Consider the following 24,668-nt stretch of genomic DNA (forward strand, 5'->3'; position numbering starts at 1 on the left):
CGCTCAGGCGGCCAGCCAAGCGTCGATCCCCGCCAGCAACCCCGCCCGGACGGGCTCCGGCGCGGCCGACCCCCGTACCGACTGCCGCGCCAGCTCCGCCAGCTCCGCGTCCGTGAAGCCGTGGTGCTGCCGCACCAGCTCGTACTGCGCGGCGAGCCGCGAGCCGAAGAGCAGTGGGTCGTCCGCGCCGAGAGCTATCGGTACGCCGGCGTCCCAGAGCGCCCGCAGCGGCACGTCGCCCGGCTTCTCGTAGACGCCGAGGGCGACGTTGGACGAGGGGCAGACCTCGCACGTCACGCCCCGCTCCGCGAGCTTCCGTAGCAGCCGGGGGTCCTCGGCGGACCGCACACCGTGCCCGACGCGCGACGCGTGCAGGTCGTCGAGGCAGTCCCGCACGCTGCTCGGCCCGGACAGTTCCCCGCCGTGCGGCGCGGCCAGCAGCCCGCCCTCCCGGGCGATCTCGAAGGCGCGGTCGAAGTCGCGCGCGAGTCCGCGCCGCTCGTCGTTGGAGAGCCCGAATCCGACCACGCCGCGGTCGGCGTACCGCACGGCGAGCCGCGCCAGCGTACGGGCGTCCAGGGGGTGTTTCATGCGGTTCGCGGCGACGAGCACCCGCATTCCCAGCCCGGTCTCCTTGGACGCGCTCTCGACCGCGTCCAGGATGATCTCCAGGGCGGGGATCAGCCCGCCCAGCCGCGGCGCGTACGACGTCGGGTCGACCTGGATCTCCAGCCACCCGGAGCCGTCCCGGACGTCCTCCTCCGCGGCTTCCCGCACCAGCCGCCGGATGTCCTCCGGCGACCGGAGGCAGGACCGCGCGATGTCGTAGAGCCGCTGGAACCGGAACCAGCCCCGCTCGTCCGTCGCCCGCAGCTTCGGCGGCTCGCCGCTGCTCAGCGCCTCCGGGAGGTGCACGCCGTACTTGTCGGCGAGCTCCAGCAGGGTGGAAGGCCGCATCGACCCGGTGAAGTGAAGATGCAGATGGGCTTTCGGTAGCAACCGGACGTCGCGAACACTCTCCATTCGCAGATCCTGCCGCAAGCACCGCCGAAACCGGAAGGCACTTTCGCTGAACGCCCGCCAACGAGCGCTGCACCGAAAACGAATACGGGCCCCCGGCAAAGCCGGGAGCCCGTAAGCAGCGAACCGCAGGCGGCCAGGCCCTCGCTAGGCCTTCGCCTCCGCCAGCAGCTTCTGGATCCGCGAAACGCCCTCGACCAGATCCTCGTCACCCAGCGCGTAGGACAGCCGCAGGTACCCCGGCGTGCCGAAGGCCTCGCCCGGTACCACCGCGACCTCGACCTCTTCCAGGATCAGCGCGGCGAGCTCGACGGACGTGGCGGGCCGCTTGCCGCGGATCTCCTTGCCGAGCAGGGCCTTGACCGACGGGTAGGCGTAGAACGCACCCTCCGGCTCCGGGCAGAGGACGCCGTCGATCTCGTTGAGCATCCGCACGATCGTGCGGCGGCGCCGGTCGAAGGCGGTCTTCATCTCGTCGACGGCGGAGAGGTCGCCCGACACGGCGGCGATCGCCGCGCGCTGTGCGACGTTGGACACGTTGGACGTGGCGTGCGACTGGAGGTTCGTCGCGGCCTTGATCACGTCCTGCGGGGCGATGACCCACCCGACGCGCCAGCCGGTCATGGCGTACGTCTTGGCGACGCCGTTGACGACGATGCACTTGTCGCGGAGCTCCGGCACGACGACGGGCAGCGAGGAGAACTCGGCGTCGCCGTAGACGAGGTGCTCGTAGATCTCGTCGGTCAGCACCCACAGCCCGTGCTCCGCGGCCCAGCGGCCGACCTCTTCCACCTGCTCGCGCGAGTAGACCGCGCCCGTCGGGTTGGACGGGGAGACGAAGAGCAGCACCTTCGTCTTCTCCGTACGGGCGGCCTCCAGCTGCTCGACCGACACCATGTAGCCCGTGGTCTCGTCGGCCACGACCTCCACCGGCACACCGCCGGCCAGCCGGATCGACTCCGGGTACGTGGTCCAGTACGGGGCGGGGACGATGACCTCGTCGCCCGGGTCGAGGATCGCGGCGAAGGCCTCGTAGATGGCCTGCTTGCCGCCGTTGGTGACCAGCACCTGCGACGCCTCGACCTGGTAGCCGGAGTCGCGCAGCGTCTTCGCGGCGATCGCGGCCTTCAGCTCGGGGAGGCCGCCGGCGGGCGTGTAGCGGTGGTTCTTCGGGTCGCGGCAGGCCTCCACGGCGGCCTCGACGATGTAGCCGGGGGTGGGGAAGTCGGGCTCGCCGGCGCCGAAGCCGATCACCGGGCGCCCGGCGGCCTTGAGGGCCTTCGCCTTGGCGTCGACGGCGAGGGTGGCGGACTCGGAGATCGATCCGACACGGGTCGACACCCGGCGCTCGGTGGGGGACTGGACGGGGGGCTCGGAAGGAGTCGCAGCGGTCATGGGGGCATCGTTGCAGACGGGGGACGAAGCGGGCACACCCGTTTCACGGACGGCTCGCAGTCCCCTCCCGAAGGCCCGGAATGCGACGTTCCGGCATCCCCGCGGCACAAGCTGTTCGACGCACGCCCCAGGACCACGTACACTCATCCACCGTTGGCCCTCACCGGCCGCGATCCGGCTCCGCACACACCGTGCGCACGCTCGGATGCGGTACGTTGGGGAACCACAAAGGGTCGTAGCTCAATTGGTAGAGCACTGGTCTCCAAAACCAGCGGTTGGGGGTTCAAGTCCCTTCGGCCCTGCTACACGCATCGTCACCAGGGTGCGTGCGTGCGTACGTAGAGAAATGCACCGCCGTGCGGCTCAACCGGGCGCGGCACGGCTCACGACCCGGATTCAGGTGAGGACGTAGTGACGGAAGCCCTTGGCTCCACCGCGACGCCTGAGAGCGGTCGTCCCGAGGACGAGGTGGCCGCCAGGAAGGGCCGCCGTGGCGGGAAGCGCGGGAAGAAGGGCCCCTTCGGCCGCCTCGCGCTCTTCTACCGTCAGATCGTCGCAGAGCTCCGCAAGGTCGTCTGGCCCACCCGGGGCCAGTTGTCGACGTACACCACCGTGGTGATCGTCTTTGTCGTCATCGTCATTGGCCTGGTCACCGTGATTGACTATGGGTTCACCAACGCCGTCAAGTACGTCTTCGGCTGAATCCGCGGGTAGGGCGGCTGCCGTGAGGCGAGCCGCCCCTTTCGCACGTTCCACCCCTTGTAGCCAGGAAGAAGCAGCCACGTGTCTGACCCGAACCTGAACGACGCCGCCGAGAAGGCCGCTGAGGCGGCAGAGGCCGACGTGGATGCCACTGTCACGGCCGAGGTCGAGGGCGACGACACCGCGCAGGAGATCGTCGAGGGCGCCGACGCCGCCGACGAGCTCGACGCCGAGGAAGCCGCTGCCGGCGAGCCGGCCGAGGAGGCCGCCCTCCACGTCGAGTCCGACGAGGACGCCGAGTCCGCTGAGGACGACGAGACCGCTGAGGACGACGAGACCGCTGAGGAGGCCGAGGAGGCCGCCGAGGAGGAGCCCGTCGACCCGGTCGCCGCCCTCCGCGAGGAGCTCCGCGGCCTGCCCGGCGAGTGGTACGTCATCCACACCTACGCCGGTTACGAGAACCGCGTGAAGACCAACCTCGAGCAGCGCGCCGTCTCGCTCAACGTCGAGGACTACATCTTCCAGGCCGAGGTGCCGCAGGAGGAGGTCGTCCAGATCAAGAACGGCGACCGCCGCACCGTCCGCCAGAACAAGCTCCCGGGCTACGTCCTGGTGCGCATGGACCTGACGAACGAGTCCTGGGGCGTCGTCCGCAACACCCCGGGCGTCACCGGCTTCGTCGGCAACGCCTACGACCCGTACCCGCTGACGCTGGACGAGATCGTCAAGATGCTCGCCCCGGAGGCCGAGGAGAAGGCCGCCCGCGAGGCCGCCGAGGCCGAGGGCAAGCCGGCGCCGCAGCGCAAGGTCGAGGTCCAGGTCCTGGACTTCGAGGTCGGCGACTCGGTCACCGTCACCGACGGCCCGTTCGCGACCCTCCAGGCCACGATCAACGAGATCAACGCCGACTCGAAGAAGGTCAAGGGCCTCGTCGAGATCTTCGGCCGCGAGACCCCGGTCGAGCTGAGCTTCGACCAGATCCAGAAGAACTGACACTTCTGAACAAACGCTTCCGAACAGGTCAGACGGGCTGCTGAAGCCCGTCTGACCTGCTCGGTTTTTGGCCGTAGCACGTTACCCGTTATCGTGGTGCGGTATGCCTGTGCGCACTGTGCGCGGGCAAAAAAACTCTCACTAGGACCCGGAGAGAGCAATGCCTCCCAAGAAGAAGAAGATCACGGGGCTTATCAAGCTCCAGATCAGCGCCGGTGCCGCCAACCCGGCCCCGCCGGTCGGCCCCGCGCTGGGTCAGCACGGCGTCAACATCATGGAGTTCTGCAAGGCCTACAACGCCGCGACCGAGTCGCAGCGTGGCATGGTCGTGCCGGTGGAGATCACGGTCTACGAGGACCGTTCCTTCACCTTCGTCACCAAGACTCCGCCGGCCGCGAAGCTGATCCTCAAGGCCGCGGGCGTGGAGAAGGGCTCCGGCGAGCCGCACAAGACCAAGGTCGCCAAGATCACCGAGGCGCAGGTCCGCGAGATCGCCACGACCAAGATGCCCGACCTGAACGCCAACGACCTGGACGCCGCGTCGAAGATCATCGCCGGCACCGCCCGTTCCATGGGCATCACGGTCGAGGGCTGACCTCCACCTCCCTGGCAGTACCCGTGGAAGGGCCAGCGCCGGCCCGCACCACGACTCCAATCACCACTGAGGAGTTTCAGTGAAGCGCAGCAAGACTCTTCGCAACGCGGACGCGAAGGTCGACCGGGAGCGTCTGTACGCCCCGCTCGAGGCCGTCCGCCTGGCGAAGGAGACCTCCGCCACCAAGTTCGACGCGACCGTCGAGGTTGCCATGCGCCTGGGTGTCGACCCGCGCAAGGCCGACCAGATGGTCCGTGGCACCGTGAACCTTCCGCACGGCACCGGTAAGACCGCCCGGGTCCTGGTCTTCGCGACCGGCGACCGTGCCGAGGCCGCGCGTGCCGCGGGCGCCGACATCGTCGGCGCCGACGAGCTCATCGACGAGGTCGCGAAGGGCCGTCTGGACTTCGACGCCGTCGTCGCCACCCCGGACCTCATGGGCAAGGTCGGCCGCCTCGGCCGCGTGCTCGGTCCCCGTGGCCTGATGCCGAACCCGAAGACCGGCACCGTCACCCCGGACACGGCCAAGGCCGTGACCGACATCAAGGGCGGCAAGATCGAGTTCCGCGTCGACAAGCACTCGAACCTGCACTTCATCATCGGCAAGGTCTCGTTCGACGAGGCCAAGCTGGTGGAGAACTACGCCGCGGCGCTCGAGGAGATCACCCGCCTCAAGCCGTCCGCCGCGAAGGGCCGCTACATCAAGAAGGCCACCATCACCACCACGATGGGCCCCAGCATCCCGCTGGACAGCAACCGCACCCGCAACCTCCTGGTGGAGGACGAGACCGTCTGATCCTGACCGGATCACGACGCCTCGGCGCGTACGCGTAAGCGAACGAGCAGGCCCCGCATCTCCTGGTGAGATGCGGGGCCTGCTCGCGTTTTAACGCGGTCCGAACGCTGCCCGTGCACTCGTCCGCCGCATCTGTCAGTGCGGTGAACTAACGTTCACATTGATCGCTTTTGAGTAGAGGGGGGAACGCACATGCACAAGTCCACCTGGAAGCGCCTGAGCGTGTCGGTGACGGCTGTGGCCCTGCTGGCGGGCGTGGCGGCCTGCGGGGGCGACGAGAAGGGCGGCAAGGCGGCCTCCGGGGCCGCCGCCAAGTCGGACAGGAAGCCGGCGGCGGGGGTGTCGGTCGAGGCGCTCAACACGGCCTTCGAGAAGACACGGGCGGCGAAGTCCGCCAAGTTCACGATGACCGTGAAGCTGCCCGGCCTGGGCGACCAGCCCCTCACCCTGCGGTCCACCGGCGTCATGGGCTGGGACCCCACGGTCGTGGACCAGCGCATGACCGGCGCCGGGCTGCCCGCCCAGGACGGCGCCCCGGCCGAGAGCCACACCATCACGATCGGTGCCGTCACGTACACCGACGTGGGCCCGGAGGGCGCCGCCAAGAACGACGGCAAGCGCTGGCTCAAGGTCGATCTCGCCGCGATGGCCAAGGAGTCCGGCGGCGACTCGAAGGCCATAGCGCAGCTCATGGGCGGCGGTCAGGGCAGCCAGAGCCAGGACCCGGCCAAGCAGATGGCGCTCCTCAAGGAGTCGCCGGACGTCAAGCTGGTCGGCGAGGAGACGGTCGACGGGAAGAAGGCCCGGCACTACAAGGGCACGCTCTCCCCCGACGAGGCCATGAAGTCCAACAAGAGCCTCGACGGCCTCGACCAGAAGGACCGGCAGCAGCTGCTGGACACCATCAAGGAGGCCGGCATCACGAAGTACGACATGGACGTCTGGGTGGGTTCCGACGACCTCCCCCTGAAGCTGGTCATGAACATGGACACCGCCAAGGGCCGGATGGAGATCACCCAGAGCCTCTCCGACTACGGCGCCAAGGCCGACGTCCAGGCGCCGCCGGCGGACCAGACCGTCGACCTGCTGGAGAAGATCAAGAAGATGAAGGAGACCGGCGACACCCCGGCGCTGGCGTCCTGACCTGCGGGAACGCATCCGCCCGGGAGTCGATTTGCTTCCGGGCGCCCCGGTCACGTACTTTCTTCCAGAAGCCAAAGACCGCTGGTCGTTGCTGCGCCTCCATCCGGAAGCGTGGTGGCCGAAGGATCCGCTAGCTGCGGGCGACCTGCGCAGGTGATTTGAGGAAGCACTCCCGCGACGACTTCGGGTCGAAGCGGTCGAGTTACGCCCCGAGCGCCTGCGCCGGGGCGTTTCGTTTTGCCCAGGTCCCTTCGCATAGCGGTCCCGAATCACCCGGAAGGAGGCCGAGGCTCATGGCGACGTCCGCCAAGGCTGCTGCGGTTGCCGAGCTGACGGACAAGTTCCGTAGCTCGAACGCCGCTGTGCTGACCGAGTACCGCGGTCTCACCGTGGCTCAGCTCAAGACGCTGCGCCGTTCGCTCGGTGAGAACGCCCAGTACGCCGTGGTGAAGAACACGCTGACCCAGATCGCGGCCCGTGAGGCCGGGATCACGCTGGAGGACCAGCTCTTCGCTGGCCCGACGGCGGTTGCCTTCGTCACCGGTGACCCGGTGGAGTCGGCGAAGGGTCTCCGTGACTTCGCCAAGGAGAACCCCAACCTCATCATCAAGGGCGGTGTCCTTGACGGTAAGGCGCTGTCCGCCGATGAGATCAAGAAGCTTGCGGACCTCGAGTCCCGCGAGGTTCTGCTCAGCAAGCTGGCCGGTGCCATGAAGGGCAAGCAGTCCCAGGCTGCCTCGCTCTTCCAGGCGCTGCCGACGAAGCTCGTCCGCACTGCGGACGCGCTGCGCGCCAAGCTCGCCGAGCAGGGCGGTGCCGAGTAATTCGGCTCGCGCATCGACCGGTGCCTCCCGGCACCGGTCGCAGCGGGCCGTACGCCCGCCGACATGTACATCCCGGCACCTGCCGATTTAGTGGAAGGACCGCCATCATGGCGAAGCTCACCAAGGACGAGCTGCTCGCGCAGTTCGAGGAGATGACCCTCATCGAGCTGGCCGAGTTCGTCTCCGCCTTCGAGGAGAAGTTCGACGTCACCGCCGCCGCTGCCGCGCCGGTCGTCATGGCCGGCGGCGTCGCCGGTGGCGCCGCTGAGGCCGCTGAGGAGCAGGACGAGTTCGACGTCATCCTCACCGCCGCCGGTGACAAGAAGATCCAGGTCATCAAGGTCGTGCGCGAGCTGACCTCCCTGGGTCTGAAGGAGGCCAAGGACCTCGTCGACGGCACCCCGAAGCCGGTCCTCGAGAAGGTCGCCAAGGACGCCGCGGAGAAGGCCGCCGAGGCCCTCAAGGGCGCCGGCGCCTCCGTCGAGGTCAAGTAAGACCTTGCGAGTCGTCTGACTCTTTCCGCCGGCGGCTGCCGGTAGCCAACGGGCGATCACCCATGCGGGTGGTCGCCCGTCGGCGTTTCCCCGGACGGCTGCGCGGAGCACGTCCCGGGGGCGAGTATGGTGATCTTCGTTGCCCTCCCGGACGGGCCGTGGGCCTTGACGAACGCGACGGGGCGCGCAATTCTCAGGACGCGTCGCCACATCGGTCCACCGTCCGAGGCATGGATCGAAGGCGAAGAGGGAAGTCTTGCGTCAGGCGATGCCTGCAGGCGTCCGCCGCACGGCGAGGGACAACAGGATCCCGGAGGGAGAGATTGGTATCGCACCGGTCTCCGCACATCCGCTCTGGACATCAGTGGGCCAAGTGGCTACACTGACCCTTTGCGCTGCCTGTTAGCTGCTCCCTGCCCGTCACCAGGGGCATGCCCACTATCGAGCACTGCTGATGGAAACCCGCTGACCTGGGATTTCTTATCGATGCACGGTGTGGGGCCGGTACGCGCGTAGTGAGTCCGAGCCCTCGGAAGGACCCCCTCTTGGCCGCCTCGCGCAACGCCTCGACTGCCAATACGAACAACGGCGCCAGCACCGCCCCGCTGCGCATCTCTTTTGCGAAGATCAAGGAGCCCCTCGAGGTTCCGAACCTCCTTGCGCTGCAGACCGAGAGCTTCGACTGGCTGCTCGGCAATGCCGCCTGGAAGGCTCGCGTCGAGGCTGCGCTGGAGTCCGGTCAGGACGTCCCCACGAAGTCCGGTCTGGAGGAGATCTTCGAGGAGATCTCCCCGATCGAGGACTTCTCCGGGTCGATGTCGCTGACCTTCCGCGACCACCGTTTCGAGCCCCCGAAGAACTCGATCGACGAGTGCAAGGAGCGCGACTTCACGTACGCGGCCCCGCTCTTCGTCACGGCCGAGTTCACCAACAACGAGACCGGTGAGATCAAGTCTCAGACGGTCTTCATGGGCGACTTCCCGCTCATGACCAACAAGGGCACCTTCTGCATCAACGGCACCGAGCGTGTCGTCGTCTCGCAGCTGGTTCGCTCCCCCGGCGTCTACTTCGACTCCTCCATCGACAAGACGTCCGACAAGGACATCTTCACGGCCAAGATCATCCCGTCCCGGGGTGCCTGGCTGGAGATGGAGGTCGACAAGCGCGACATGGTCGGTGTCCGCATCGACCGCAAGCGCAAGCAGTCCGTCACCGTCCTCCTGAAGGCTCTCGGCTGGACCACCGAGCAGATCCTCGAGGAGTTCGGCGAGTACGAGTCCATGCGCGCCACCCTGGAGAAGGACCACACCCAGGGCCAGGACGACGCGCTGCTCGACATCTACCGCAAGCTGCGTCCGGGCGAGCCGCCGACCCGCGAGGCCGCGCAGACGCTGCTCGAGAACCTCTACTTCAACCCCAAGCGCTACGACCTCGCGAAGGTCGGCCGCTACAAGGTGAACAAGAAGCTCGGCGCGGACGCCCCGCTCGACGCCGGTGTGCTGACCACGGACGACGTCATCGCGACGATCAAGTACCTGGTCAAGCTGCACGCCGGTGAGCTGGAGACGGTCGGCGAGAACGGCACCTCGATCGTCGTCGAGACCGACGACATCGACCACTTCGGCAACCGTCGTCTGCGCAACGTCGGCGAGCTCATCCAGAACCAGGTCCGCACGGGTCTGGCTCGTATGGAGCGCGTCGTCCGCGAGCGGATGACCACCCAGGACGTCGAGGCGATCACGCCGCAGACCCTGATCAACATCCGGCCGGTCGTCGCCTCCATCAAGGAGTTCTTCGGCACCAGCCAGCTGTCCCAGTTCATGGACCAGACCAACCCGCTGTCGGGTCTGACCCACAAGCGCCGTCTGTCGGCGCTGGGCCCGGGTGGTCTCTCCCGTGAGCGGGCCGGCTTCGAGGTCCGTGACGTTCACCCGTCGCACTACGGCCGCATGTGCCCGATCGAGACGCCCGAAGGCCCGAACATCGGTCTGATCGGCTCGCTCGCCTCCTACGGCCGCGTCAACGCGTTCGGCTTCGTGGAGACCCCGTACCGCAAGGTCGTCGACGGCCAGGTCACCGACGAGGTTGACTACCTGACTGCCGACGAGGAGGACCGCTTCGTCATCGCCCAGGCGAACGCCGCCCTCTCCGAGGACATGCGCTTCGCCGAGGCCCGCGTGCTGGTCCGCCGCCGCGGCGGCGAGATCGACTACATCGCCGGCGACGACGTCGACTACATGGACGTCTCCCCGCGCCAGATGGTGTCGGTCGCGACCGCCATGATCCCGTTCCTCGAGCACGACGACGCCAACCGCGCGCTCATGGGATCGAACATGATGCGCCAGGCCGTTCCGCTGATCAAGGCCGAGGCGCCGCTGGTCGGCACCGGCATGGAGTACCGCTGCGCGGTCGACGCCGGTGACGTCATCAAGGCCGAGAAGGACGGTGTCGTCCAGGAGGTCTCCGCCGACTACGTCACGGTGGCCAACGACGACGGCACGTACAACACCTACCGGGTCGCGAAGTTCTCGCGCTCCAACCAGGGCACGTCCTTCAACCAGAAGGTCGTCGTCGACGAGGGCGCCCGCGTCGTCGCCGGCCAGGTGCTCGCCGACGGTCCGTCCACGGACGAGGGCGAGATGGCCCTCGGCAAGAACCTGCTCGTGGCGTTCATGCCGTGGGAGGGTCACAACTACGAGGACGCGATCATCCTGTCGCAGCGCCTCGTCCAGGACGACGTCCTCTCCTCGATCCACATCGAGGAGCACGAGGTCGACGCCCGTGACACCAAGCTCGGCCCGGAGGAGATCACCCGGGACATCCCGAACGTCTCCGAGGAGGTCCTCGCCGACCTCGACGAGCGCGGCATCATCCGCATCGGTGCCGAGGTCGTCGCCGGCGACATCCTGGTCGGCAAGGTCACCCCGAAGGGTGAGACCGAGCTGACCCCGGAGGAGCGCCTGCTCCGCGCGATCTTCGGTGAGAAGGCCCGTGAGGTCCGTGACACCTCGCTGAAGGTCCCGCACGGCGAGATCGGCAAGGTCATCGGCGTCCGCGTCTTCGACCGCGAGGAGGGCGACGAGCTTCCCCCGGGCGTGAACCAGCTGGTCCGCGTCTACGTCGCCCAGAAGCGCAAGATCACCGACGGTGACAAGCTCGCCGGCCGTCACGGCAACAAGGGTGTCATCTCCAAGATCCTCCCGGTCGAGGACATGCCGTTCCTCGAGGACGGCACCCCGGTCGACATCATCCTCAACCCGCTCGGTGTCCCGTCCCGAATGAACCCGGGACAGGTCCTCGAGATCCACCTCGGCTGGCTCGCCAGCCGCGGCTGGAAGGTCGAGGGCGACGAGGACTGGATGAAGCGCCTCCAGGCCATCGGCGCCGACGACGTCGCGCCGGGCACCAACGTCGCGACCCCGGTCTTCGACGGCGCCCGCGAGGACGAGATCGCCGGTCTCTTCGAGTCCACGATCCCGAACCGCGACGGCGAGCGCATGGTGCTCCCCTCGGGTAAGGCCCGGATGTTCGACGGCCGCTCCGGCGAGCCGTTCCCGGACCCGATCTCCGTCGGGTACATGTACATCCTCAAGCTGCACCACCTGGTCGACGACAAGCTGCACGCCCGCTCGACCGGCCCGTACTCCATGATCACCCAGCAGCCGCTGGGTGGTAAGGCTCAGTTCGGTGGCCAGCGCTTCGGTGAGATGGAGGTGTGGGCGCTGGAGGCATACGGCGCCGCCTACGCCCTCCAGGAGCTGCTGACCATCAAGTCCGACGACGTGACCGGCCGCGTGAAGGTCTACGAGGCCATCGTCAAGGGCGAGAACATCCCCGAGCCCGGCATTCCCGAGTCCTTCAAGGTGCTCATCAAGGAAATGCAGTCCCTGTGCCTCAACGTGGAGGTGCTGTCCTCGGACGGCATGTCCATCGAGATGCGCGACACGGACGAGGACGTCTTCCGCGCTGCGGAAGAGCTCGGTATCGACCTGTCCCGGCGCGAGCCGAGCAGCGTCGAAGAGGTCTGACGGGTCTGACGGGGGGCTCGGCAAGAGCCCCCCGTCGTCCCCGGACCCCCTCAGACCACTGATGAAGACACGACCCTGAAAGAGGGATTGACGAACAGTGCTCGACGTCAACTTCTTCGACGAGCTGCGGATCGGCCTGGCGACCGCGGACGACATCCGAACCTGGTCCCACGGCGAGGTCAAGAAGCCGGAGACCATCAACTACCGCACCCTGAAGCCCGAAAAGGACGGACTCTTCTGCGAGAAGATCTTCGGTCCGACCCGGGACTGGGAGTGCTACTGCGGCAAGTACAAGCGTGTCCGCTTCAAGGGCATCATCTGTGAGCGCTGTGGCGTCGAGGTCACTCGCGCCAAGGTGCGCCGTGAGCGGATGGGCCACATCGAGCTGGCCGCTCCCGTCACCCACATCTGGTACTTCAAGGGCGTCCCGTCGCGTCTGGGCTACCTGCTCGACCTCGCCCCGAAGGACCTCGAGAAGGTCATCTACTTCGCCGCCTACATGATCACGTGGGTGGACGAGGAGCGCCGCACGCGCGACCTGCCCTCGCTGGAGGCCCACGTCTCCGTCGAGCGCCAGCAGATCGAGCAGCGCCGCGACGCCGACCTGGAGGCCCGCGCCAAGAAGCTCGAGGCCGACCTGGCCGAGCTGGAGGCCGAGGGTGCCAAGGCCGACGTGCGCCGCAAGGTGCGCGAGGGCGCCGAGCGTGAGATGAAGCAGCTGCGCGACCGCGCGCAGCGCGAGATCGACCGCCTCGACGAGGTCTGGAACCGCTTCAAGAACCTCAAGGTCCAGGACCTCGAGGGCGACGAGCTGCTCTACCGCGAGCTGCGCGACCGCTTCGGCACCTACTTCATGGGTGCGATGGGCGCCGCGGCGCTCCAGAAGCGCCTGGAGTCCTTCGACCTCGACGAGGAGGCCGAGCGCCTCCGCGAGATCATCCGGACCGGCAAGGGCCAGAAGAAGACCCGTGCGCTCAAGCGCCTCAAGGTCGTCTCCGCCTTCCTCCAGACCCGCAACAGCCCCAGCGGCATGGTGCTGGACTGCATCCCCGTGATCCCGCCGGACCTGCGTCCGATGGTGCAGCTGGACGGTGGCCGCTTCGCGACCTCCGACCTGAACGACCTGTACCGCCGTGTGATCAACCGCAACAACCGTCTGAAGCGTCTGCTCGACCTCGGTGCCCCCGAGATCATCGTGAACAACGAGAAGCGGATGCTCCAGGAGGCGGTCGACGCCCTCTTCGACAACGGCCGTCGCGGTCGCCCGGTCACGGGCCCCGGCAACCGTCCGCTGAAGTCCCTCAGCGACATGCTGAAGGGTAAGCAGGGTCGATTCCGTCAGAACCTGCTCGGTAAGCGCGTCGACTACTCGGCCCGTTCCGTCATCGTCGTCGGTCCGCAGCTGAAGCTGCACCAGTGCGGTCTGCCCAAGGCCATGGCGCTGGAGCTCTTCAAGCCGTTCGTGATGAAGCGCCTGGTCGACCTGAACCACGCGCAGAACATCAAGTCGGCCAAGCGCATGGTCGAGCGCGGCCGCACCGTCGTGTACGACGTCCTCGAAGAGGTCATCGCCGAGCACCCGGTGCTGCTGAACCGTGCGCCCACGCTGCACCGCCTCGGCATCCAGGCCTTCGAGCCGCAGCTGGTCGAGGGCAAGGCCATCCAGATCCACCCGCTCGTCTGCACCGCGTTCAACGCGGACTTCGACGGTGACCAGATGGCCGTCCACCTGCCGCTCTCCGCGGAGGCGCAGGCCGAGGCCCGCATCCTGATGCTGTCCTCGAACAACATCCTCAAGCCGGCCGACGGCCGTCCGGTCACCATGCCGACCCAGGACATGGTGCTCGGTCTGTTCTTCCTCACCACCGACGAGGAAGAGCGCAAGGTCATCGGCGAGGGCCGGTCCTTCGGCTCGGTCGCCGAGGCGATCATGGCGTTCGACGCCCGGGAGCTCTCGCTCCAGGCGAAGGTCGACATCCGCTTCCCGATCGGCACCGTTCCCCCGCGCGGCTGGGTTCCCCCGGTCGCCGAGGAGGGCGAGCCGGAGTGGCAGCAGGGTGACAGCTTCCGTCTGCGCACCACCCTGGGCCGCGCGCTCTTCAACGAGCTGCTGCCCGAGGACTACCCGTTCGTCGACTACTCGGTGGGCAAGAAGCAGCTCTCCGAGATCGTCAACGACCTGGCCGAGCGCTACCCCAAGGTCATCGTGGCGGCGACGCTCGACAACCTGAAGGCGGCCGGCTTCCACTGGGCCACTCGCTCCGGCGTCACCGTCGCCGTCTCCGACATCGTCGTGCCGGAGGCCAAGAAGGAGATCGTCCGCGGCTACGAGGCCCAGGACGAGAAGGTCCAGAAGCAGTACGAGCGTGGTCTGATCACCAAGGACGAGCGCACGCAGGAGCTCATCGCGATCTGGACCAAGGCGACCAACGAGGTTGCCGAGGCGATGAACGCGAACTTCCCCAAGACGAACCCCATCTTCATGATGGTTGACTCGGGTGCCCGAGGAAACATGATGCAGATGCGACAGATCGCCGGTATGCGTGGTCTGGTGTCGAACGCGAAGAACGAGACCATCCCGCGACCCATTAAGGCGTCGTTCCGTGAGGGTCTCACCGTGCTGGAGTACTTCATCTCCACCCACGGTGCCCGTAAGGGTCTCGCGGACACCGCCCTGCGTACCGCCGACTCGGGTTACCTGACCCGTCGTCTGGTGGACGTCTCGCAGGACGTGATCATCCGCGAGGAGGACTGCGGCACCGAGCGCGGCCTCAAGCTGGCGATCGCGACCAAGGGTGCCGACGGCGTCCTGCGCAAGACCAACGACGTCGAGACGAGCGTCTACGCCCGCATGCTGGCCGAGGACGTCGTCATCGACGGCAAGGTCATCGCGCCGGCCAACGTCGACCTCGGCGACGTGCTCATCGAGCAGCTGGTCGCGCACGGCGTGGAGACGGTCAAGACCCGCTCGGTCCTGACCTGTGAGTCCGCGGTGGGCACCTGTGCCTTCTGCTACGGCCGCTCGCTGGCCACCGGCAAGCTGGTCGACATCGGTGAGGCCGTCGGCATCATCGCGGCCCAGTCCATCGGTGAGCCCGGTACCCAGCTGACGATGCGTACCTTCCACACCGGTGGTGTGGCCGGTGACGACATCACCCAGGGTCTGCCCCGTGTCGTCGAGCTCTTCGAGGCTCGTACGCCCAAGGGTGTCGCCCCGATCTCGGAGGCGGCCGGCCGCATCCGCATCGAGGAGACCGAGAAGACCAAGAAGATCGTCGTCACCCCGGACGACGGCAGCGAGGAGACGGCGTTCCCGATCTCCAAGCGCGCCCGTCTGCTGGTCAGCGAGGGCGAGCACGTCGAGGTGGGCCAGAAGCTCACCGTGGGTGCCACCAACCCGCACGACGTGCTGCGCATCCTGGGTCAGCGCGCGGTCCAGGTCCACCTGGTCGGCGAAGTCCAGAAGGTCTACAACTCGCAGGGCGTGTCGATCCACGACAAGCACATCGAGATCATCATCCGGCAGATGCTGCGCCGCGTGACGATCATCGAGTCCGGCGACGCGGAGCTGCTGCCGGGCGAGCTTGTGGAGCGCTCGCGCTTCGAGGGCGAGAACCGTCGTGTGGTCACCGAGGGCGGTCACCCCGCCTCCGGCCGTCCGCAGCTGATGGGTATCACCAAGGCCTCGCTGGCGACGGAGTCCTGGCTGTCGGCCGCCTCCTTCCAGGAGACGACCCGAGTGCTGACGGACGCGGCGATCAACGCCAAGTCCGACTCGCTCATCGGCCTCAAGGAGAACGTCATCATCGGTAAGCTCATCCCGGCCGGTACGGGTCTGTCCCGCTACCGCAACATCCGGGTGGAGCCCACCGAGGAGGCCAAGGCTGCGATGTACTCGGCCGTCGGTTACGACGACATCGACTACTCGCCCTTCGGCACCGGCTCGGGCCAGGCGGTCCCGCTGGAGGACTACGACTACGGTCCGTACAACCAGTAAGCCGCAAGCGGTACGTCCACAGGGCGGTCACCCCACCGGGGTGGCCGCCCTGCGGCGTACCCGGGCCGGCGGCGGCGTGGGCGGCGGCGTGATTTCACCCATACGCGCGATACGAACCTCCCGCAGACCCGGGAAACCACCACATATGCAGCACATCGGGGTGTCCTCCGCGTGTGCATTTGTTTTGACCGCAGCCCATGCGCTAGGTAGGCTCTGACCTTGTGCCTGGGGTGTCCCTGGGCTCTCGTGCGTGCCCACAGTCCGCGCGGGAGACCGGACCTCACGGATCTTTTCGGTCCGATGCGGTCGAAGACACCGAAATCTGCGCCCTTTCCGACATCGGCAGGGGTTTGCAGCCTTCGACACGCCCGACCGCGTGGGTCGGCGGGTTCCAGGTTAGTTTTATCGTGATCGGCACACAGAAACCGGAGAAACGGTGCCTACGATCCAGCAGCTGGTCCGGAAGGGCCGGCAGGACAAGGTCGAGAAGAACAAGACGCCCGCGCTCGAGGGTTCGCCCCAGCGTCGTGGCGTCTGCACGCGTGTTTTCACGACCACCCCGAAGAAGCCGAACTCGGCGCTCCGTAAGGTCGCGCGTGTGCGTCTGACCTCCGGCATCGAGGTCACCGCTTACATTCCGGGTGAGGGCCACAACCTGCAGGAGCACTCCATCGTGCTCGTCCGCGGTGGCCGTGTGAAGGACCTTCCGGGTGTTCGCTACAAGATCATCCGCGGTTCCCTCGACACGCAGGGCGTCAAGAACCGTAAGCAGGCTCGCAGCCGCTACGGCGCCAAGAAGGAGAAGTAAGAATGCCTCGTAAGGGCCCCGCCCCGAAGCGCCCGGTCATCATCGACCCGGTTTACGGCTCCCCTCTGGTGACGTCGCTGATCAACAAGATCCTCCTGCACGGCAAGCGCTCCACCGCCGAGCGCATCGTGTACGGCGCCATGGAGGGTCTGCGCGAGAAGACCGGTAACGACCCGGTCATCACCCTCAAGCGCGCTCTCGAGAACGTCAAGCCCGCTCTCGAGGTCAAGTCCCGCCGCGTCGGTGGCGCCACCTACCAGGTGCCGGTCGAGGTCCGTCCGGGCCGCGCCTCCACCCTGGCGCTCCGCTGGGTCGTGGGTTACTCCCGCGCCCGTCGCGAGAAGACCATGACCGAGCGCCTCATGAACGAGCTCCTGGACGCCTCCAACGGTCTGGGCGCTGCGGTCAAGAAGCGCGAGGACACCCACAAGATGGCCGAGTCCAACAAGGCCTTCGCGCACTACCGCTGGTAGTCGCTACCCCCATCGAGATCCGAGAGAAGACTGAGCCATATGGCCACCACTTCGCTTGACCTGGCCAAGGTCCGCAACATCGGGATCATGGCCCACATCGACGCGGGCAAGACGACCACCACCGAGCGGATCCTGTTCTACACCGGTGTTTCGTACAAGATCGGTGAGGTCCACGACGGCGCTGCCACGATGGACTGGATGGAGCAGGAGCAGGAGCGTGGCATCACGATCACGTCTGCTGCCACCACCTGCCACTGGCCGCTCAACAACGTCGACCACACCATCAACATCATCGACACCCCGGGTCACGTCGACTTCACCGTCGAGGTGGAGCGCTCCCTGCGCGTGCTCGACGGTGCCGTGACGGTGTTCGACGGCGTTGCCGGTGTCGAGCCCCAGTCCGAGACCGTGTGGCGTCAGGCGGACCGCTACGGCGTGCCGCGCATCTGCTTCGTCAACAAGCTCGACCGCACGGGTGCCGAGTTCCACCGCTGTGTCGACATGATCGTCGACCGCCTGGGCGCGGTTCCGCTGGTCATGCAGCTGCCGATCGGTACCGAGGCCGACTTCAAGGGCGTGGTTGACCTCGTCCAGATGAAGGCGCTGGTCTGGTCCGCCGAGGCCGCCAAGGGCGAGATGTACGACGTCGTCGACATCCCGGACACCCACATCGAGGCTGCCGAGGAATGGCGCGGCAAGCTCCTCGAGGGCGTTGCCGAGAACGACGAAGAGATGATGGAGCTCTTCCTCGAGGGCCAGGAGCCCACCGAGGAGCAGCTGATGGCGGCCATCCGCCGCATCACCCTCGCGTCGAAGGGCGGCGGCGACTCCGTCACCGTCACCCCGGTGTTCTGTGGTACCGCGTTCAAGAACAAGGGCGTGCAGCCCCTGCTCGACGCCGTGGTCCGCTACCTGCCGTCGCCGCTGGACATCGAGGCCGTTGAGGGCCACGCCGTCAACAACGCCGACGAGGTCGTGAAGCGCAAGCCGTCCGACGACGAGCCGTTCGCCGGCCTTGCCTTCAAGATCATGAGCGACCCGCACCTCGGCAAGCTCACCTTCGTCCGGGTTTACTCGGGCCGCATGACGGCGGGCACCCAGGTGCAGAACTCCGTCAAGGGCAAGAAGGAGCGCATCGGCAAGATCTACCGGATGCACGCGAACAAGCGTGAGGAGATCGAGTCGGTGGGTGCCGGTGACATCGTCGCCGTCATGGGTCTGAAGCAGACCACCACCGGTGAGACCCTCTGCGACTCCGCGAACCCGGTGATCCTGGAGTCCATGGACTTCCCGGCTCCGGTCATCCAGGTCGCCATTGAGCCCAAGTCCAAGGGCGACCAGGAGAAGCTGGGTGTCGCCATCCAGCGCCTCGCCGAGGAGGACCCGTCCTTCCAGGTCCACACGGACGAGGAGACGGGCCAGACCATCATCGCGGGTATGGGCGAGCTGCACCTCGACGTGCTGGTCGACCGTATGAAGCGTGAGTTCAAGGTCGAGGCCAACGTCGGCAAGCCGCAGGTCGCGTACCGCGAGACGATCCGCAAGGCCGTCGAGCGGATCGACTACACGCACAAGAAGCAGACTGGTGGTTCCGGCCAGTTCGCGAAGGTGCAGATCGCGATCTCGCCCCTCGAGGGCGACGGTTACGAGTTCGAGAACAAGGTCACCGGTGGCCGTATCCCGCGGGAGTACATCCCGTCCGTGGACGCGGGTTGCCAGGAGGCCATGGAGTTCGGTGTTCTGGCCGGCTACCCGCTGACCGGCGTCAAGGTGACGCTGCTCGACGGTGCCTTCCACGACGTCGACTCCTCCGAGCTCGCGTTCAAGATCGCCGGCTCCATGGCGTTCAAGGAGGGTGCTCGCAAGGCGTCGCCGGCTCTGCTGGAGCCGATGATGTCGGTCGAGGTCACCACCCCCGAGGACTACATGGGTGACGTCATCGGTGACATCAACTCCCGCCGTGGCCAGATCCAGGCCATGGAGGACCGTCACGGCGCCAAGCTCGTCAAGGGCCTGGTTCCGCTGTCGGAGATGTTCGGCTACGTCGGCGACCTCCGCAGCAAGACTTCGGGTCGCGCAAGCTACTCGATGCAGTTCGACTCCTACGCCGAGGTTCCGCGGAACGTCGCCGAGGAGATCATCGCGAAGGCCAAGGGCGAGTAACGAGCTCCGTCTCCACAGACGAGGCTCACGCCGTAGGCTTGACACCGGCTGTCGGGACATACCACCGCAAAACTGGCGGTGTGTCCCGGCGGGCGGCTTCCCAGCAAAGATCCCTGGCGCCGACCCAATCCAGGCGTACAGAAACTCCCCAGGAGGACCCCAGTGGCGAAGGCGAAGTTCGAGCGGACTAAGCCGCACGTCAACATCGGCACCATCGGTCACGTCGACCACGGTAAGACCACTCTTACCGCGGCGATCACCAAGGTGCTGCACGACGCGCACCCGGAGCTGAACCCCTTCACGCCGTTCGACGAGATCGACAAGGCCCCCGAAGAGCGTCAGCGCGGTATCACGATCTCGATCGCGCACGTCGAGTACCAGACCGAGTCGCGTCACTACGCCCACGTCGACTGCCCGGGTCACGCGGACTACATCAAGAACATGATCACCGGTGCCGCCCAGATGGACGGCGCGATCCTCGTGGTCGCCGCGACCGACGGTCCGATGCCGCAGACCAAGGAGCACGTGCTCCTGGCCCGCCAGTCCGGCGTTCCGTACATCGTTGTCGCCCTGAACAAGGCCGACATGGTGGACGACGAGGAGATCCTGGAGCTCGTCGAGCTCGAGGTCCGTGAGCTCCTCAACGAGTACGAGTTCGACGGCGACAACGCTCCGGTTGTCCAGGTCTCGGCGCTCAAGGCGCTCGAGGGCGACAAGGAGTGGGGCGAGAAGCTCCTCGGCCTGATGAGCAAGGTCGACGAGTTCATCCCGCAGCCCGAGCGTGACGTCGACAAGCCGTTCCTGATGCCGATCGAGGACGTCTTCACGATCACCGGTCGTGGCACCGTCGTCACCGGTCGTATCGAGCGTGGTGTCCTGAAGGTCAACGAGACCGTCGACATCATCGGCATCAAGACCGAGAAGACCACCACCACGGTCACCGGTATCGAGATGTTCCGCAAGCTGCTCGACGAGGGCCAGGCCGGTGAGAACGTCGGTCTGCTGCTCCGCGGCATCAAGCGCGAGGACGTCGAGCGCGGCCAGTGCATCATCAAGCCGGGTTCGGTCACCCCGCACACCGAGTTCGAGGCCACGGCCTACATCCTGTCGAAGGACGAGGGTGGCCGCCACACCCCGTTCTTCAACAACTACCGTCCGCAGTTCTACTTCCGTACGACTGACGTGACCGGTGTTGTGACCCTCAAGGAGGGCACGGAGATGGTCATGCCCGGCGACAACGCCGAGATGTCCGTTTCCCTCATCCAGCCCGTCGCGATGGAGGAGGGCCTGCGCTTCACCATCCGTGAGGGTGGCCGCACCGTCGGCGCCGGCCAGGTCACCAAGATCAACAAGTAAGCTCCTGCTTGCTTGAAGGTCTGAAGACCGAAAGAAGGCCCGCACATCTTCGGATGTGCGGGCCTTCTCGCGTTTTCCGCCGGGCGGCCGGGGTCCTCGCCGCCGCGTTTTCAGCTGTACGTTTCAGCCGTACGTTTCAGCCGTACGGATGACTTACGTGTGCGGGATCTCGGGGCGCCAGAGCCACGGGCGGGCGTCCGGGCTCATTCCGGCGATGCACAGCTGGTGGCCGGCGTCGGTGGTCATGGCGGAGGTGCCCACGGGCACGAGCTTGGCGTCCGAGCGCACCGGCTCGGAGTCTCCGGAGGCGCTGGTGACCTGTGCCTCGCCGTTCACCGCCCGCCCGAGCACCATGACCGTGTCCTGGCCGCCCCGGGCGGCCAGGGTGTGCGCGGCGAGCGGCCCGTAGCCCGCGAAGTCCTGGAGGCCGGTGGTGCGGACGTCCCCCGTGCCGTCGGACCCCGGCGTGAAGGTGTGGACCGCCGGCTGGACGGCCGCGGGGGAGCGGTAGACGAGGGTCAGGGCGCCCTCGGGGCCGAGGGCCGCACCAGGGAGCCCGCCGGGCTGCGGCAGCCCCTTCAGGGGCACGTAGCGGACCGGCTTGCCCGGTTCGTCCTGCGTCCAGTGGTGGACGGTGTCGCGGCCGGTGCCGAAGACGTGGACGCGCTTGTCCCGGTCGAGGACGGCGACCAGGCCGTCCTGGATCTCCTGCCCGTGCAGGCTCTGCCACTTCCCCCAGGTGCCGTCGGCCTCGCGCACCCGGCTGGAGACGCCCTTGCCCGCGTTGCGGACGAAGAGGTGGACGCGCCCGTCGGGGGCGGCGACGGCGGCGGGCATGCCGACGCGGCGGCCGCGGTCGGGGCGGTGCTCGGGGTTGCCCAGGCCCTGCCAGGCCTTGAAGCCGCCGCCGGGGGAGCGCTCCTGGAGGACGACGATCTCGCGGGTGTCGGGGCGGCCCTGGCCCGCGAGGGCGGAGAACCGCAGGGCGAACAGCAGCCGGCGGCCCTCGGAGTCCTGGACGGACGCCAGGGCGGGCGCCAGCGGGCCGCCGCCCAGGTTCTGCGGCTCGCTCCAGCGGCCGCTGCCGGGCCGGGTCTCCTGCCAGCGCACGGCCTGCGTGCCCAGCACGCCGAAGGCCTCCAGCCGGCCGTCCTTGCCGGTGCCGGGGGCGGCGACGGGGCCCTCGTAGCGGTAGTGGGTGGAGCGGATCCAGCCCTTGCGGTTCTTCATCGGGCGGTCGCCGCCCTGGCCGTAGTCGCCGCAGCCGGCGGGGTTGCCGCACTCCCACGCGGGGTCGCCGCCGTACGCCTCGACCAGCCGGTGCTTCTGCTCGATCACCTCGGGCGGCAGGTTGTGCGGCCAGCGCTGGTTGTAGTACCCGCGGAAGGCCGTGGTCACGAAGCGGGGCGGGTGGCCGTCGCGCTTGGAGGCGTCGGCCACCCACTGCGAGAGCGCCTTCCAGGTGAAGAGCGCGGTCGGGGTGTGGTCGCGGTGGTCGGAGCAGGCGCCGTAGTCGTTGTCCTTGGGGTGGGTGGCGTCGTGGACCTGGTAGTCGGGGTCCGGGTCCATGGTGTGGATCACCGTGGGCCGGTACCGGTCCATGATCGTGGCGAGGGTGTCCACGAGCGTGCCGTGCCGGTACGTGCTGGAGGTCGTGCACGGCGAGCCGGTGGCGACGAGGGACTGCATCTCGCCCTCCGGCCGCTCCCACAGCAGGGGCAGGCGCATCTCGCCCGCCGAGAGCATGGCGATGTTGAGGAAGATCAGCCGGGCCTTGCGGTCGCCGTTGCTGAGCTCGTTGGTCTCGGCCTTGACGCCGTTGCCCAGGTCCAGGACGGACTTCCGCCAGCCCGTGAACTTGTCCAGGCCGATCATCTCGGCGTACGCCTGGCGCAGGCCCTGGTGGCGCGCGGAGGAGTAGGCAGCCTTGTCGGGCGCGGCCTTGGGCATGCCCTCGATCCAGTTCTGCCCCACGGCCTCGCCGGCCGTGACGTAGACCGAGACGACGGGGACCCCGGACCGCACGATGTGCTCGGCGTCGGGGTTCATGAAGTACAGGTCGTCGTCGGGGTGCGCCATGACCTGGAGCAGCAGGGCGTCGCCGGCGTTGCTGAACGACTGCGTGGCGCTGGGGTCCACCGCTCTTATGGGGTCGGGGGAGGCCTTGGGCTTCTTCTTGCCGCCCTCCCCGCTGCACCCCGCCGCGAGGGCCGCGGTCGTGGCGGCCAGTCCGGCGAGGGCGGTCCGGCGGGATATCACCATGCGCTGTGAGATGTTCAACTACATGACTCCGTCCCGTTGTGCAGCACGCGGTCGCCCGCCCCTGCTGCCCCAGCGTGATAGGGGACGATCGAGGGGGTGCGGCGGTTGCCCAGGCCTCGGCAAACCCCGGCAAAGGCCGGATTTCCCGGCCCTGTGACGGCAAGCACTGTAGTGACCGGGGGGACCGGAGCGTCGGCCGAGGTGTAAGAGCCATAGTGTCCCGTATGTCGGCGGGGTGGTTTGACAACTGAGCCGGTCGGAGTACCGTCTTCGGCCACGATTGGCGTCCCTCCGTGCGCGTATGGCACACTGTTCAGGTTGCTCGGTTGAGTGCCGATGCTGCGCGCCTCCCGCCGGGAGGACTGGAAGCGAGTCCCGCAGTACTCGTCGTCCCTTCTCAGGGGCGGAAGTACGGGAATCTTCCGGGAAGTGTCAGCGGGGCCCCAGCCAGGCACTCGGTGGGTGTCTTTCCCCCACAACCCCCTTCATCAGGGAATTTCCTTAGGGAAATCTGCTGGAAGGGGCGCGACACGCCCGACCGCGTGGGTCGGAGGTGGAGCGGGGAGAGACCGCGTTCGGAAGAGATTTCCGGGCGCAGCCGGCCGAGTCCCAGAGCGTTACGAGAGACAGGACTACTGAGTAGCCATGGCGGGACAGAAGATCCGCATCCGGCTCAAGGCCTACGACCACGAGGTCATCGACTCCTCGGCGAAGAAGATCGTCGAGACGGTGACGCGCACTGGTGCGTCGGTCGCGGGCCCGGTGCCGCTGCCCACTGAGAAGAACGTGTACTGCGTCATCAAGTCGCCGCACAAGTACAAGGACTCGCGCGAGCACTTCGAGATGCGCACGCACAAGCGCCTCATCGACATCCTCGACCCCACGCCGAAGACGGTTGACTCGCTTATGCGTCTCGACCTGCCGGCGGGCGTCGACATCGAGATCAAGCTCTGAGGTGACGCGCGAGATGGCTAAGAACATTAAGGGCGTCCTGGGCGAGAAGCTCGGCATGACCCAGGTCTGGGACGAGAACAACCGGGTTGTCCCGGTGACCGTCGTCAAGGCCGGGCCCTGCGTCGTCACCCAGGTCCGCACCAACGACAGCGACGGCTACGAGTCGGTCCAGATCGCCTTCGGCGAGATCGACCCGCGCAAGGTGAACAAGCCCCTCAAGGGTCACTTCGCCAAGGCCGACGTCACCCCGCGCCGCCACCTGGTGGAGCTGCGTACCGCTGACGCCAGCGAGTACACGCTCGGCCAGGAGATCACCGCTGCCGTGTTCGAGTCGGGCGTCAAGGTTGACGTCACCGGCAAGAGCAAGGGCAAGGGCTTCGCCGGTGTCATGAAGCGTCACAACTTCCGTGGCCTCGGCGCCGGGCACGGCACCCAGCGCAAGCACCGCTCCCCCGGTTCCATCGGTGGCTGCGCCACCCCGGGCCGTGTGTTCAAGGGCCTCCGCATGGCGGGCCGTATGGGCAACGAGCGGGTCACCACCCAGAACCTGACCGTCCACGCCGTTGACGCGGAGAAGGGCCTGCTCCTGATCAAGGGCGCGGTTCCTGGTCCGAACGGCGGCCTCGTCCTGGTCCGTACCGCGGCCAAGGGGGCCTGAGGTAACG

Annotated in this window: 18 protein-coding genes and 1 tRNA gene; 16 read left to right on the forward strand and 3 right to left on the reverse strand. The window is 67.4% G+C overall.

Features of this window, described 5'->3' with window-relative positions; all coding sequences use genetic code 11:
• Nucleotides 1–3: 3 nt before the first annotated feature.
• Nucleotides 4–1,023, reverse strand: a complete 1,020-nt coding sequence (locus D7231_RS18245) for an adenosine deaminase (RefSeq protein WP_120756548.1) — start codon at nucleotides 1,021–1,023, stop codon at nucleotides 4–6.
• A gap of 144 nt (nucleotides 1,024–1,167) precedes the next feature.
• The gene (locus D7231_RS18250) at nucleotides 1,168–2,415 is read right to left on the reverse strand and encodes a pyridoxal phosphate-dependent aminotransferase (protein ID WP_120756549.1); all 1,248 of its coding nucleotides are present in this window, start codon (nucleotides 2,413–2,415) and stop codon (nucleotides 1,168–1,170) included.
• A 229-nt stretch (nucleotides 2,416–2,644) separates the two neighbouring features.
• Here D7231_RS18250 and D7231_RS18255 point away from each other — a divergent pair.
• The 14 genes from D7231_RS18255 to tuf all read left to right on the forward strand — a co-directional run bounded on the left by D7231_RS18255 (nucleotide 2,645) and on the right by tuf (nucleotide 20,787).
• Nucleotides 2,645–2,717: transfer RNA gene (locus tag D7231_RS18255), tRNA-Trp, on the forward strand.
• 109 nt (nucleotides 2,718–2,826) lie between these two features.
• The gene (gene secE / locus D7231_RS18260; protein ID WP_106677933.1) at nucleotides 2,827–3,117 is read left to right on the forward strand and encodes a preprotein translocase subunit SecE; all 291 of its coding nucleotides are present in this window, start codon (nucleotides 2,827–2,829) and stop codon (nucleotides 3,115–3,117) included.
• Between the two features lie 81 nt (nucleotides 3,118–3,198).
• Nucleotides 3,199–4,110: a transcription termination/antitermination protein NusG gene (gene nusG / locus D7231_RS18265; protein WP_120756550.1), complete on the forward strand. Its 912-nt coding sequence runs from the start codon at nucleotides 3,199–3,201 to the stop codon at nucleotides 4,108–4,110.
• Nucleotides 4,111–4,270: 160 nt separating this feature from the next.
• On the forward strand, nucleotides 4,271–4,705 hold the full coding sequence (rplK, locus tag D7231_RS18270) for a 50S ribosomal protein L11 (protein WP_120756551.1): 435 nt from the start codon (nucleotides 4,271–4,273) through the stop codon (nucleotides 4,703–4,705).
• A 79-nt stretch (nucleotides 4,706–4,784) separates the two neighbouring features.
• A complete protein-coding gene (gene rplA, locus D7231_RS18275; RefSeq protein ID WP_120756552.1) occupies nucleotides 4,785–5,501 on the forward strand; it encodes a 50S ribosomal protein L1 in 717 nt (238 codons plus the stop codon).
• 192 nt (nucleotides 5,502–5,693) lie between these two features.
• On the forward strand, nucleotides 5,694–6,644 hold the full coding sequence (locus tag D7231_RS18280; protein WP_120756553.1) for an SCO4651 family lipoprotein: 951 nt from the start codon (nucleotides 5,694–5,696) through the stop codon (nucleotides 6,642–6,644).
• A gap of 293 nt (nucleotides 6,645–6,937) precedes the next feature.
• Nucleotides 6,938–7,468 (forward strand): 50S ribosomal protein L10, encoded by a 531-nt coding sequence (gene rplJ, locus D7231_RS18285; protein WP_058046835.1) that lies wholly within the window; start codon nucleotides 6,938–6,940, stop codon nucleotides 7,466–7,468.
• Nucleotides 7,469–7,575: 107 nt separating this feature from the next.
• Complete coding sequence (gene rplL, locus D7231_RS18290; RefSeq protein ID WP_099199413.1) at nucleotides 7,576–7,962, forward strand: 50S ribosomal protein L7/L12; 387 nt, start codon at nucleotides 7,576–7,578, stop codon at nucleotides 7,960–7,962.
• A 545-nt stretch (nucleotides 7,963–8,507) separates the two neighbouring features.
• On the forward strand, nucleotides 8,508–11,990 hold the full coding sequence (gene rpoB / locus D7231_RS18300; protein WP_120756554.1) for a DNA-directed RNA polymerase subunit beta: 3,483 nt from the start codon (nucleotides 8,508–8,510) through the stop codon (nucleotides 11,988–11,990).
• Nucleotides 11,991–12,087: 97 nt separating this feature from the next.
• Complete coding sequence (locus tag D7231_RS18305) at nucleotides 12,088–15,987, forward strand: DNA-directed RNA polymerase subunit beta' (protein ID WP_120756555.1); 3,900 nt, start codon at nucleotides 12,088–12,090, stop codon at nucleotides 15,985–15,987.
• Between the two features lie 436 nt (nucleotides 15,988–16,423).
• Nucleotides 16,424–16,795, forward strand: a complete 372-nt coding sequence (rpsL, locus tag D7231_RS18310) for a 30S ribosomal protein S12 (protein ID WP_003948652.1) — start codon at nucleotides 16,424–16,426, stop codon at nucleotides 16,793–16,795.
• Nucleotides 16,796–16,797: 2 nt separating this feature from the next.
• Entirely contained in the window at nucleotides 16,798–17,268 is a 471-nt protein-coding gene (gene rpsG, locus D7231_RS18315) for a 30S ribosomal protein S7 (protein ID WP_030368420.1), read from the forward strand.
• Between the two features lie 39 nt (nucleotides 17,269–17,307).
• On the forward strand, nucleotides 17,308–19,431 hold the full coding sequence (gene fusA / locus D7231_RS18320) for an elongation factor G (protein ID WP_120756556.1): 2,124 nt from the start codon (nucleotides 17,308–17,310) through the stop codon (nucleotides 19,429–19,431).
• A 162-nt stretch (nucleotides 19,432–19,593) separates the two neighbouring features.
• Complete coding sequence (tuf, locus tag D7231_RS18325; protein ID WP_120756557.1) at nucleotides 19,594–20,787, forward strand: elongation factor Tu; 1,194 nt, start codon at nucleotides 19,594–19,596, stop codon at nucleotides 20,785–20,787.
• A gap of 153 nt (nucleotides 20,788–20,940) precedes the next feature.
• On the opposite strand, the gene D7231_RS18330 is transcribed toward tuf, so the two are convergent.
• Complete coding sequence (locus tag D7231_RS18330) at nucleotides 20,941–23,067, reverse strand: PIG-L family deacetylase (protein ID WP_241999785.1); 2,127 nt, start codon at nucleotides 23,065–23,067, stop codon at nucleotides 20,941–20,943.
• A 627-nt stretch (nucleotides 23,068–23,694) separates the two neighbouring features.
• On the opposite strand from D7231_RS18330, the gene rpsJ reads away from it, so the two are divergent.
• Both rpsJ and rplC read left to right on the forward strand, forming a co-directional pair.
• Nucleotides 23,695–24,003: a 30S ribosomal protein S10 gene (rpsJ, locus tag D7231_RS18335; RefSeq protein ID WP_003948644.1), complete on the forward strand. Its 309-nt coding sequence runs from the start codon at nucleotides 23,695–23,697 to the stop codon at nucleotides 24,001–24,003.
• A gap of 13 nt (nucleotides 24,004–24,016) precedes the next feature.
• The gene (gene rplC / locus D7231_RS18340) at nucleotides 24,017–24,661 is read left to right on the forward strand and encodes a 50S ribosomal protein L3 (protein ID WP_030368416.1); all 645 of its coding nucleotides are present in this window, start codon (nucleotides 24,017–24,019) and stop codon (nucleotides 24,659–24,661) included.
• Nucleotides 24,662–24,668: the final 7 nt, after the last annotated feature.

The sequence above is a fragment of the Streptomyces klenkii genome (genome assembly GCF_003626645.1).
Classification (GTDB): domain Bacteria; phylum Actinomycetota; class Actinomycetes; order Streptomycetales; family Streptomycetaceae; genus Streptomyces; species Streptomyces klenkii.